Raw genomic sequence first — 10,870 nt, forward strand, 5'->3', positions numbered from 1 at the left:
GGGAACTGCGCGACCAGCCCCCACGCACCCGCGGTCAGGCCACTACCGCGACCGCCCCCGCTTCGCCTCCATCGCCGCCTTCCCCTCCGCGCCCCTCTTCTTCCAGTCCTTCTTCATCTCGGCCCGGAGCCGCGCATCGGTCTTCGCGACGATCCACTGGTTCTCCCGCATCAGCTTGCGGTAGCTCTCCAGCCGGCGTAGCGGCAGTTCCCCGGCCTCCACCGCGGAGCGCACCGCGCAGCCCGGCTCGCTCTCGTGGGCGCAGTCCGCGAACCGGCAGCGTGCCCCCAGTTCCTCGATCTCGGAGAACACCTGCCCGACCCCGGTCCCGGCGTCGAACAGGCCCACCCCCCGCAGCCCGGGTGTGTCGATCAGGACGCCGCCGCCGGGCAGGGCGAGGAGGTTGCGGGTGGTCGTGGTGTGCCGGCCCTTGCCGTCGACGTCGCGGGCCGCCTGGACCTCCATGACGTCCTCGCCGATCAGCGCGTTGGCGAGGGTGGACTTGCCCGCGCCGGACTGGCCGAGCAGCACGGACGTACCGGAGCCGACGAGGGCGACGAGGACGTCCAGGCCCTCCCCCGCCATCGCGCTGACGGTGAGGACGGGCACACCGGGTGCGCTCGTCTCGACGTCCTGGACGAGGTGCGCGAGGGTGACCGGGTCCGGGACCAGGTCGGCCTTGGTGAGGACAACGACCGGCTGGGCACCGGACTCCCAGGCGAGGGCCAGGAACCGTTCGATGCGGCCGAGGTCGAATTCGAGGGCGAGGGACACCGCGACGATCGCGTGGTCGACGTTGGCGGCGAGGATCTGCCCCTCGGACCGCTTGGACGAGGTGGAGCGCACGAAGGCGGTACGGCGCGGCAGATACGCGCGTACGTAACGGGGGTTGCCGCCGGGTTCCACGGCGACCCAGTCGCCGGTGCACACGACCCGCAGCGGATCGTGCGGGGTGACGAACGCGGTGTCGGCGCGCAGCAGCCCGCCGGCGGTGACGACGTCGCACTGGCCGCGGTCGACGCGGACGACCCGCCCGGCCAGCAGCCCTTCGGCGTCGTAGCGGGCGAACTCCTTCGCCCAGGTCTCGTCCCAGCCGTAGGGAGCGAGCGCGGAGAAAACAGCAGAGCTGGAAGTCAAGGGTGACCCTTCACAAGGGCGGCCCCGGGAAAGGGAAAGGTCAGCCGGTGGCCGCGGAGGTGGAGTGGATGAACTTCTGGTCGCGGGCAGCGCCCATCACATAGACAGCCATCGGTCACACCTCCCGTTCGTCACTCGGCCGACAACAGCGGCCGGAAGCCACTGCGTGAAGCGGAACTCACTCTAGAGGCGCGCGTACTCGGGCGCCACCGACTTTTGGCAGGGGCACAGGCAGTGCTGGTCAAGGAGCCGCATCGGGTTGCGCTACGCGGCCAGGCAGCGGCGCAGGGTGCACCGGCGGAGCCGTAGAGAGACGGCGTCGAAGAGCCGGTCGGCTCGGGGGTAGCGGCGCAGACGGGATCCTGGCCGCGGCCCGCCGTCCCGGGACTGGCGAACGGCGATGGTGTGCAGGGCCGAGTCGCAGCCGGGACCGTGGGGCCGCAGCCAGGGTCGGGGTCAGGCGGTGGCCACCGCGCACTGGCCGCGGTCGGCCTTCATCGGTCCGGCAGCGCTGGGACGGACCTCGAAGTCGAACATGGCGGTAGGTACGTACAACGAGCAGCAGGCGTTGGGGATGTCGACGATGCCGCTGATACGTCCCTCTATGGGGGAGGAGCCGAGCAGCAGGTAGGCCTGCTCTCCGCTGTAGCCGAACTTCTTGAAGTACTCGACGGCGTTGAGGCAGGCCCGGCGGTAGGCCAGCGTCGCGTCCAGGTAGTAGTTCGTGTCCGTGTCATGGTCGACGGAGATCCCGATGAAGGTGAGGAACTCCGTGTACCTCGGCTCGACGTTGCCCGGAATGAACACGGGGTTGGTGGAGATGCCGTACGTCTCCATGCCGCCCTTGATCAGGTCGACGTGGAAGTCGATGAACCCGCCCATCTCGATGGCGCCGCAGAAGGTGATCTCTCCGTCGCCCTGGCTGAAGTGCAGGTCGCCTCCGGACAGCTTCGCGTCCTTGACGTGTACGGGGTAGAAGACTCTCGACCCCCGGGTGAAGTTCTTGATGTCGTGGTTGCCTCCGTTCTCGCGGGCCGGCACCGTGCGTGCGCCTTCCTCGCCGATGCGGCGTGCCAGGTCTCCGGTGGCCGTACCGGCGAGTGCGTTGGTGCCGTCCGGAGGTACGGCGAGGGGCGGGACCCGGTTGGGGTCCGTGTCGATCAGCGCCTGCTCGCGGGCGTTCCAGCGGGCGAGCATCTCGGTGGACGGAGCGGTTCCGAACAGCCCGGGGTGGGTGATCCCGGTGAAGCGGATCCCGGGAAGGTGACGGGAGACGGCCTGCTGCCCATGGAAGTCCCATACCGCTTTGTAGGCGTCCGGGAAGTAGTCGGTCAGGAAGCCTCCGCCGTTGGCCTTGGCGAAGATGCCGGTATAGCCCCAGCCCTGCCCTGCCGCGTCCCCGGTCTGCTGCGGCACGGGGCCGAGGTCGAGGATGTCGACGACGAGCAGGTCGCCGGGTTCGGCACCCTCCACGCCTATCGGGCCGCTGAGCATGTGAGGGATGGTCAGGTCGATGTCGCGTACGTCGTTGGCGGTGTCGTTGTTGCCGACCTGGCAGTCGGTCCAGTCGCGGCACTCCATGCGGAACTCCGCTCCCGGCTTCACCATGGCGACGGTGGGGATGTCCGGGTGCCACCTGTTGTGGCCGGGCACGGCCTGGTCACGCATCGACTTGCTGTGGTCCACGTTGAAGAGAATTTCAGGCATGAGAACTCCTAGATTCTGATCCGGTCACGTTGGTGCGCCCGCACCTCCGACCCGCGGAGCCGCTGAGGTCGGCCGGGGCGTTCTATGGGTGCGCGGCCACAGCCCCGCGAACACCACGACGCCGAAGACCGCCAGTGCGATGGCGATCTCGGTGGGGTGCTTCCAGTAGCCGGAGAGCAGCAGCCCGGCGGGAATCACACCGGTGACCCAGCCTTCGATCGCCGTGACCCAGCCGGTATAGACCTTGAGGTCGTCCTTCTTGAGACCGAGCAGCAGGAAGAACAGGAACCACAGGTAGGCCCAGTAGAGCCAGATGACTCCGAAGGGGTAGTCCTTGAGGAGCCGGAAATTGGCGTACGAGTACCCCAGGGCGGCAACTGCCACGAACAGCGAGTAGTAGCCGACGCCGGTGCTGTCGAGACCGGCGAGCAGGCCGATACCCACATAGAGGTAGGTGAAGCCGAAGAGGTAGATGCCGGATGCCGCCAGGATCTTCATGGGGTCATCGTTGGCGGTGAAGATGAGGTAAGTCGGCGTCAGTACCTGCAGTGCGCCAACGAACAGGTTGAACACCGCTCCTGATCGGGCTTCGACCTTCCCGAGCAGCAGCAATCCGTTCATGAAGAGCACCGCACCGACGAAGAGCAGTCCCACGTTTCCCACGGGGACACACCTCCTAAGTCCGCGTGGGGAGTGGAATCGCGTGGCGCCAGAGCCGCCGATGAACTGCCGAGGATACGGCTCGGTTCCCGGCCCGCGTTGCGTGATTCCGCATTCCGCACACCGCTACGGGCACGACGTCCTGTCCCGATGCCGAAACCCGCATGAGACGTTCTGCCTTGTCAACCACCGCCTTCAGGGACGCGGCAGCCGTGAGAGCGCGGGGTGCGGGCGCACCCTTCTGCGCGGCGGCAGTTGGGAGACCACTGCCGGGGCCTCACGCGCCTGCTCCTCCCGGACATGGAGGGCGGCGACCGCGTGCGAGGTCAGCGTGAGGCCGGGCGAGGAGTACACACGTCTCGCGGCGCCCGCGCAGACGGGGCAGCCGCATGACTTCGGCGCCGTCCCGATCGCCAACTTCACATCGAAAGGCCCACATCGGCTGCATAGATATTCATAGGTTGCCATCAGCAGCCTCCGGATGCCGGTGGACGCTGCCAAACCCGAGTGCGTGCAGTGCGCACCCGACCGGCGCACACCACAAAGCATTTCCTACCTTCAAGGAGACGTCTCGCAAATCCCGGTGTCAAGACCGGACGGCCGGGCGTGGACCTCCTCATGACGATCCGATGGCGAGCGCCGCCGCAGCAGCCGCAAGACCCACCGCAATACTCGAAACGGCGTACAGCAGGGATTTACCGATCTGCCCTTTCTCACGCAGGTGGACCAACTCGTAACTGAATGTGGAGAACGTCGTGTAGGCGCCGCAGAAACCGATGCCGCCAATGGTCACGACCTGCTCCGGCAGTGCGTGCCGCGCGCCGAGGCCCACCAGCAGTCCCAGTACGAACGAGCCGGTCACGTTGATCAGCCAGGTACCGCGCGGGAACGCTCCCGGGCTGCGGTACTGCACGTACTGGTCGAGTACGTAACGCGCAACCGCCCCGACGGCGGCCGCCGCAGCGACGGCGAGCAGGATGATCACCGGACCCACCAGCCGGGTCGGCGGGCGCGTCCGCGCCGCGCGTCGAGCCGGATGCGCCGGGCCGCTGTCAGCCTGCCGATGACCAGGCCCAGAACGGTGGCGGCCAGGCCGGCGAAGAGACTTCCGAAGATGTTCAACGCCGCGGCCGCGTAGTGGCCGTGGCCCAGCAGGCGGTCGGTGTCGACCATCCAGGTCGAGAAGGTGGTGAAGGCGCCGAGGAAGCCGACGGCGGCGAACGGCCGCACGTACCGGGTCGGCGGCCAGATCTCGAGCACATGCACGAGCAGCAGCGCCAGCACGAACGCCCCGGACACGTTGACGGCGAACGTCGTCCACGGGAACGTCGCCGCCCGGGTGGGGAAGGCCAGCACCAGTGCGTAACGAGCCGTCCCGCCCAGCAGGCCGCCGAGCGCGACCGCCGCCAGGACGCCCCCGCGCAGACGTACGCGGAACGGCTCCCGAACTTCCGCCAAAAGCCTCATCGAAATAGCCGCATCCATATCCACCGGAACACCTCCCCATTATCCCAGGGATTGCAGTGCTGACGCACACTCGACTAAAATTCAAGATCATCGGTGTTCGACCGGCTCGCCGGTGCCCTACCCGTTCACAGGAACAGTGGCCCCACCGATGGAGGACGGCCATGGCAAAAATCCTTGCGGTGCTCTATCCGGACCCCGTCGGCGGTTATCCTCCCGACTACGCCCGCGACGAGATTCCCACTATCAGCGGCTATCCGGGCGGCCAGACCGCGCCGACCCCGCAGGCCATCGATTTCACTCCGGGGCACCTCCTCGGCTGCGTCTCAGGAGAACTGGGGCTGCGCCGGTTCCTGGAGGGCCGGGGTCACACCCTTGTCGTCACGAGCGACAAGGAAGGGGCGGACTCCACTCTGGACCGCGAGCTTCCCGACACCGACGTGGTCGTCTCGCAGCCGTTCTGGCCCGCCTACCTGACCGCCGAACGCATCGCCGCGGCCCCCCGGCTCAGACTCGCGATCACCGCGGGGATCGGGTCGGACCACGTCGACCTGCCGAGCGCCATCGCCCACGGCATGACCGTGGCCGAGGTGACCTTCAGCAACAGCATCAGCGTGTCGGAGCACGCCGTGATGCAGATTCTCACCCTGGTGCACAACTACATGCCGGCTCACGAGTGGGTGACCGCCAAGAAGGGCTGGAACATCGCCGACAGCGTCTCGCGCGCCTACGACCTCGAAGGCATGGACGTCGGCGTTCTCGGCTCCGGCCGAATCGGCCAGGCGGTGCTCCGCCGCCTCAAGCCGTTCGACGTCAGGCTGCACTACTACGACGTGCGGCGGCTGGCCAAGGAGGTCGAAGAGGAGCTGGAGCTGACCTGGCATTCCGACGCCCGTTCGCTGGTCTCCTCCGTCGATGTGCTCTCGATCCACACTCCGCTGCATCCGCAGACGCAGAACCTCCTCGACGACGACCTGATCGGGGCCATGAGGCGCGGTTCGTACATCGTCAACACCGCACGGGCGCTCATCGTCGACCGGGACGCCGTGGTGCGGGCTCTCGACAGCGGCCGGCTGGCCGGTTACGCCGGTGACGTCTGGTACCCGCAGCCACCACCGCCCGACCATCCCTGGCGCACCATGCCCCACGAGGCGATGACGCCGCACGTGTCCGGGTCGACCCTCTCGGCGCAGGCACGCTACGCGGCCGGTACCCGGGAGATCCTGGAGTGCTGGTTCGACGGTCGCCCCATCCGCCCGGAGTACCTGATCGTCGAAGGGGGCGGGCTCGCCGGAACGGGAGCGCGTTCCTACACGGTCGCCGGATGACCGACACGGGCGGGGGTGACGTCCGGCGGACAAGAAACAGCTGCAGATTGAATAGAAGATCCACCACCCGGCTGTGAGCCGATTCACCCGCGATTTACTGGACGGGCCCGGGCGAAACCCTTAGCGTCCGTAAATATATTGCTTTTCATTATGCAGAGATACCGGCGTCGCGCCCAATCTCTCTTAAGAAAACCAGGCGAACGCCGGGAAGGTGGATCATGAGCATGGACGCAGTGTGGGTCCGGGGCGTGACCGGCATCCAGATGCATCACGTGACCGACCTTCAGGACGCCGGCAGGTTCCTGGGCAACGCAGCGATGGCACTGCGGGCCGCGCACGTGAGGACCGGCGCCGACCGGTACTCCGGGATCGCCGCCGAACTCAAGGCTCTGGTGGAGCGAGTGCGTGAGCTGGAGGACGAGGCGCGGTCGAGCATGCACGAGCTGCACTCCGCCGACCCCGAGCGGTTCATCCGCTGCCGGGACGGGCACGAGCCGTGGCCCGGCGAGATCCCGGCAGGATTCATCCCGCGCCACACCTGCAAGGACGAGTGCCTCTACCACGACCGCGGGGTCCTCGATGCCATCATGCAGTGCACCTGCGGCCGACCGCCGTGCCGGGCCTGTGAGATCGGCGGGAAGCTCTGACGAGCCCCGGGGTTCCCGTGGCCGAGCCGGAGCGAGCGCGGAGAAAGCAGCGGAGCCGGAAGTCAACGGTGACCCTTCACATGACCTTCTGACCGCGGGCAGCGCCCATCGCAACGACAGCCATCGGTCAACACCTCCCTGATCGGACCACCCGGCCGCGGCGCCACCGAACTACCTCGTGCCCCGGCAGCCGTCACTCCTTCGCCGGGACGGCCGGGTTGCGGGGGATGTCGTACCGGGCACGGAATGGTTGCGGCCCGGGCTACCCGCCGCGGCGGTGCCGGGGCCGCGGGATCATGACGGCCATGAGCAGAGACCGCTACGTCGACTTCCTGCGCGCGTGGGCGATCGTGCTGGTGGTGCTCGGCCACTGGCTGATCACCGCCCTGGTCCGGGAGCCCGACGGACGGATCACCGCCCCGGAGCTGCTGGCGACCGTGCCCTGGACCCAGTGGCTGACCCTCGCGTTCCAGATCATGCCGCTGTTCTTCCTGGCCGGAGGCCATGCCGCGGGCGGTTCCTGGGCGCGGGCCCGGGCGGCCGGGGGTACGCCCGCGGGGTGGCTGGGGCGGCGGGCGCTGCGGCTGCTTCTCCCGGTGGGCGTCTACAGCGGTGCGGTACTGCTGGCCGTCGGTGTCTGTACGGCGGCCGGCGTGGACCCTGACACCCTGGCGCTGGTGGGCTGGGCGATGGCCATGCAGTTCTGGTTCCTTCCGGTGTACCTGGTGCTCAGCGCCCTGACGCCGGCGCTGTACGCGGCGCACCGGCGCTGGGGGCCGCGCGTCCCGCTCGCGCTGGGGACGGCGGCTCTGGCGGCCGGCGCGCTCGTGGTGACGGTGCACGTGCCCGGTGCCGGGCTGCTCGACTACGTGCTCGTGTGGGGTGTCGCCTACCAGTTGGGCTTCTGCTGGCGGGACGGTCTGCTGAGGGGCCGCCGGCTGGTGCCGCTCGCGATGGCGGCGGGCGGCGGGCTGGCGTTCGCCGCGCTGGTGGCTCTCGGGCCGTTCCCGGTCAGCCTGATCCTGGTGACCGGGCAGAACCCCAGCAACACCGATCCGCCGTCGGCCGCGATGCTGGCGTGGGCGGTCGCCCAGATCGGCCTGTGCCTCCTCGCCGCGCCGCCGCTGCGGCGGCTGCTGGAGCGCGAGCGGGTGTGGCACGTGGTCCGGCCCGTGGGCGCGGCCAGCATGACGCTGTATCTGTGGCACATGCTGCCGGTGCTGGTCGTCGCCGCCGCGTTCTACCTGACCGGCCTCGCGCCCGAGCCGGCGCTCGGGTCGGCGGCCTGGTGGGGGCTGCGGGTGCCGTGGCTGCTGGTGCTCGGCGCCGTCCTGGCCTGCGTCGTGTCCGCGCTGAGGCCGCTCGAACGCCGGCTGGGCGTGCTGTACGGGCGGACCGCCCCTGACCCCGGCCTGCGCGGTGCCTGGCCGCTGTGGCTCGGCCTTGCCATGGACGTCGCCGCGCTGAGCCGCTTCGCCGTGCGGGGCTTCGCGCCGGACGGCCGGTTCCCCGTGCTGCCCGCACTGGGCCTGGCGGTGGGCACGGCGCTGGTGATGCTTCCGCGCCGGACGACGGCCGACCGGATCGAGCGGTCCGGAACTCGTCGCACTCCGGACCGCGTGTGAGGCTATGCTAGGGTTCAAGAGTTGCAGTTGTGGTACCCATGAACCTATGTGCACCTGACGGGAATGTTTCTCCTTCAGGTGCATTAGTTTTTTCCGGCATCTCCGGATGGGGCCTCTGCCTACAGAAGGAGAAGGTCATGGCACAGGGAACCGTGAAGTGGTTCAACGCCGAAAAGGGTTTCGGCTTCATCCAGCAGGACGGCGGCGGCCCCGACGTCTTCGCTCACTACTCGAACATCGCGACCCAGGGCTTCCGTGAGCTCCAGGAGGGCCAGCGGGTCTCCTTCGACGTCACGCAGGGCCAGAAGGGCCCCCAGGCGGAGAACATCGTCCCCGCCTGATCGCCGGACGCGTATTCCACTCACCGGGGTCCGTACCGTCATGGTGCGGACCCCGGTTTGTGCTGTTTCCAGGAAGGCAGATCACTGCATGTCCCGCAGGCCCCAGAAGCCGAACCGGCGCACCTCGTCGACTTCGGCGTCCCCGCCGTCCCCGTCGGCATCGCGTGAGTTCCGGCTGCCGGAAAACACGACACCCGCGCTTCCCGCCGTCGAGGACTTCGCCGCCCTGGACATGCCCGCGGCGCTGCTCAAGACCCTGACCGCGCAGGGCGTCACCACCCCGTTCCCCATCCAGGCCGCCACGCTGCCGAACTCCCTCGCCGGCCGCGACCTGCTGGGCCGCGGACGTACCGGCTCCGGCAAGACGCTCGCGTTCGGGCTTGCGCTCCTGGCCCGTACGGCCGGACTGCGCGCGGCACCCAAGGCACCCCTGGCCCTCGTGCTGGTGCCCACCCGGGAGCTCGCCCAGCAGGTGACCGACGCGCTGACCCCCTACGCGACGGCGGTGAACCTCCGGCTGACCACCGTGGTCGGCGGACTGTCGATCACCAAGCAGGCCGCCGCCCTCCGGCGCGGCACCGAGGTGGTCGTGGCGAGCCCGGGCAGGCTCAACGACCTCGTGGAACGCGGCGACTGCGTGCTCGGCGACGTACGCATCACGGTGCTGGACGAGGCCGACCAGATGACCGACATGGGTTTCCTGCCGCAGATCACCAAGCTGATCCAGCAGGTCCGGCCCGACGGACAGCGCCTTCTCTTCTCGGCCACCCTCGACCGCAACATCGACCGGCTGGTGCAGCGGTTCCTGACCGACCCCGTGGTGCACTCCGTGGACCCGTCCGCGGGGGCGGTCACCACCATGGAGCACCACGTGCTCCACATCCAGGACGAGACCGACAAGAAGGCCGTCACCACGCGCATCGCGGCCCGTGACGGCCGGGTCATCCTCTTCCTCGACACCAAGCGGTCCGCCGACCGGCTCGCCAAACGGCTGCTGGCCGTCGGGGTCCGCGCGGCGGCACTGCACGGCGGCCGCTCCCAGCCGCAGCGCAACCGCACCCTGGAGCAGTTCAAGAACGGCCAGGTCACCGCGCTGGTGGCGACGAACGTCGCGGCCCGGGGCATACACATCGACGACCTCGACCTGGTCGTGAACGTCGATCCCCCCACCGACCACAAGGACTACCTGCACCGGGGCGGCCGCACGGCCCGCGCCGGCGGCTCCGGCAGCGTGGTCACGCTGGTCCTGCCCGAGCAGAAGCGGGACGTCACCAGGCTCCTGTCGGACGCGGGCATCCGCCCCCGATCTGCCCGTATCACGTCGAGCGACACCGAGCTGGCCACGATCACCGGCGCCCGCGAGCCTTCCGGTGTGCCCGTCGTCGTCGAGATCCCGCAGCCGACGACACCCGCCGCGTCCCGTCCGGACCAGCGGACCGGCACCAAGCCCGGCAAGCGGTCCGGCCGCAGGCGCCGAAGCGACGGCGCTGCCGGAGCGGCGACAGGTGCGACCAGCGGGGCGGGCGGCCGTGCCGGGTCGGCAGCTGCCGCCGGCGGGCGCGGCTCCGGCCGCCTCAAGGGAACAACGGGGTCGACGGGGGGTGCCGGCGGGGCGGGCAGCCGTGGTGCCGGCGGCCGGAGCGCGTCCGGTGCGGTTGCCGGCGGCGCATCCGGCAAGGACGACCGCGGATCCCGGCGGCGCACGCCGTCCGGCGGGGCCGCCGGCAGCACCACCGGCACGGGCGGCCACGGCTCCGGCCGCCGCGGAGGCCGCCGCTCCACGACCACCTGAGCGCTCCGCTGGAAGCGCCGCGACATGCCGTCCGTCGGCTGCGCGCTCCGCGGGAAATGGCGCGATACGCCGTCTGCCGACTGCGGCGCCGTCGTGGCCGGCCGCGCAGTTCCCCGCGCGCCCCCCGGGGGGGGGGCACACCCCGGGGGGGGGAAACCACGCGCGCGCG

General features: G+C 69.6%; 11 protein-coding genes. 5 read left to right on the plus strand and 6 right to left on the minus strand.

Annotation, left to right across the window (positions count from 1 at the left end; translation table 11 throughout):
* Positions 1-42: 42 nt before the first annotated feature.
* The 6 genes from rsgA to ACWGKQ_RS11300 all read right to left on the minus strand — a co-directional run bounded on the left by rsgA (position 43) and on the right by ACWGKQ_RS11300 (position 4,962).
* Entirely contained in the window at positions 43-1,137 is a 1,095-nt protein-coding gene (rsgA, locus tag ACWGKQ_RS11275) for a ribosome small subunit-dependent GTPase A (RefSeq protein WP_453291636.1), read from the minus strand.
* 456 nt (positions 1,138-1,593) lie between these two features.
* Entirely contained in the window at positions 1,594-2,844 is a 1,251-nt protein-coding gene (gene fmdA / locus ACWGKQ_RS11280) for a formamidase (RefSeq protein ID WP_453291637.1), read from the minus strand.
* Between the two features lie 24 nt (positions 2,845-2,868).
* Positions 2,869-3,507: an AmiS/UreI family transporter gene (locus tag ACWGKQ_RS11285; RefSeq protein ID WP_453291638.1), complete on the minus strand. Its 639-nt coding sequence runs from the start codon at positions 3,505-3,507 to the stop codon at positions 2,869-2,871.
* 192 nt (positions 3,508-3,699) lie between these two features.
* Positions 3,700-4,053: an FmdB family zinc ribbon protein gene (locus ACWGKQ_RS11290; RefSeq protein ID WP_453291639.1), complete on the minus strand. Its 354-nt coding sequence runs from the start codon at positions 4,051-4,053 to the stop codon at positions 3,700-3,702.
* A gap of 67 nt (positions 4,054-4,120) precedes the next feature.
* Positions 4,121-4,489, minus strand: coding sequence for a fluoride efflux transporter CrcB (gene crcB, locus ACWGKQ_RS11295; RefSeq protein WP_453291640.1), 369 nt, complete (start codon positions 4,487-4,489; stop codon positions 4,121-4,123).
* Positions 4,486-4,962 (minus strand): fluoride efflux transporter FluC, encoded by a 477-nt coding sequence (locus ACWGKQ_RS11300; protein ID WP_453291641.1) that lies wholly within the window; start codon positions 4,960-4,962, stop codon positions 4,486-4,488. Before ACWGKQ_RS11300 ends, crcB begins: the two co-directional genes overlap by 4 nt.
* A gap of 170 nt (positions 4,963-5,132) precedes the next feature.
* Between ACWGKQ_RS11300 and ACWGKQ_RS11305 the strand changes: the two genes are divergently transcribed.
* The 5 genes from ACWGKQ_RS11305 (at position 5,133) to ACWGKQ_RS11325 (ending at position 10,701) form a co-directional block, all read left to right on the plus strand.
* Positions 5,133-6,296, plus strand: coding sequence for an NAD-dependent formate dehydrogenase (locus ACWGKQ_RS11305; protein ID WP_453291642.1), 1,164 nt, complete (start codon positions 5,133-5,135; stop codon positions 6,294-6,296).
* 224 nt (positions 6,297-6,520) lie between these two features.
* Positions 6,521-6,943 carry a hypothetical protein gene (locus ACWGKQ_RS11310; RefSeq protein WP_351698153.1) on the plus strand — a complete coding sequence of 141 codons (423 nt, stop codon included), beginning with the start codon at positions 6,521-6,523 and terminating at the stop codon, positions 6,941-6,943.
* A 305-nt stretch (positions 6,944-7,248) separates the two neighbouring features.
* Entirely contained in the window at positions 7,249-8,568 is a 1,320-nt protein-coding gene (locus tag ACWGKQ_RS11315) for an acyltransferase family protein (RefSeq protein ID WP_453291643.1), read from the plus strand.
* Between the two features lie 137 nt (positions 8,569-8,705).
* The gene (locus ACWGKQ_RS11320; RefSeq protein ID WP_023544341.1) at positions 8,706-8,909 is read left to right on the plus strand and encodes a cold-shock protein; all 204 of its coding nucleotides are present in this window, start codon (positions 8,706-8,708) and stop codon (positions 8,907-8,909) included.
* 88 nt (positions 8,910-8,997) lie between these two features.
* Entirely contained in the window at positions 8,998-10,701 is a 1,704-nt protein-coding gene (locus tag ACWGKQ_RS11325; protein WP_453291644.1) for a DEAD/DEAH box helicase, read from the plus strand.
* Positions 10,702-10,870: the final 169 nt, after the last annotated feature.

It is taken from the genome of Streptomyces sp. NPDC054770, from assembly GCF_053611985.1.

Excerpts from the sequence above, each read along its gene's own strand:
- fmdA (WP_453291637.1), bottom strand. The coding sequence starts at position 2,844 with ATGCCTGAAATTCTCTTCAACGTGGACCACAGCAAGTCGATGCGTGAC.
- ACWGKQ_RS11290 (WP_453291639.1), bottom strand. The coding sequence starts at position 4,053 with ATGCTTTGTGGTGTGCGCCGGTCGGGTGCGCACTGCACGCACTCGGGT.
- ACWGKQ_RS11305 (WP_453291642.1), top strand. The coding sequence starts at position 5,133 with ATGGCAAAAATCCTTGCGGTGCTCTATCCGGACCCCGTCGGCGGTTAT.
- ACWGKQ_RS11310 (WP_351698153.1), top strand. The coding sequence starts at position 6,521 with ATGGACGCAGTGTGGGTCCGGGGCGTGACCGGCATCCAGATGCATCAC.
- ACWGKQ_RS11315 (WP_453291643.1), top strand. The coding sequence starts at position 7,249 with ATGAGCAGAGACCGCTACGTCGACTTCCTGCGCGCGTGGGCGATCGTG.
- ACWGKQ_RS11320 (WP_023544341.1), top strand. The coding sequence starts at position 8,706 with ATGGCACAGGGAACCGTGAAGTGGTTCAACGCCGAAAAGGGTTTCGGC.
- ACWGKQ_RS11325 (WP_453291644.1), top strand. The coding sequence starts at position 8,998 with ATGTCCCGCAGGCCCCAGAAGCCGAACCGGCGCACCTCGTCGACTTCG.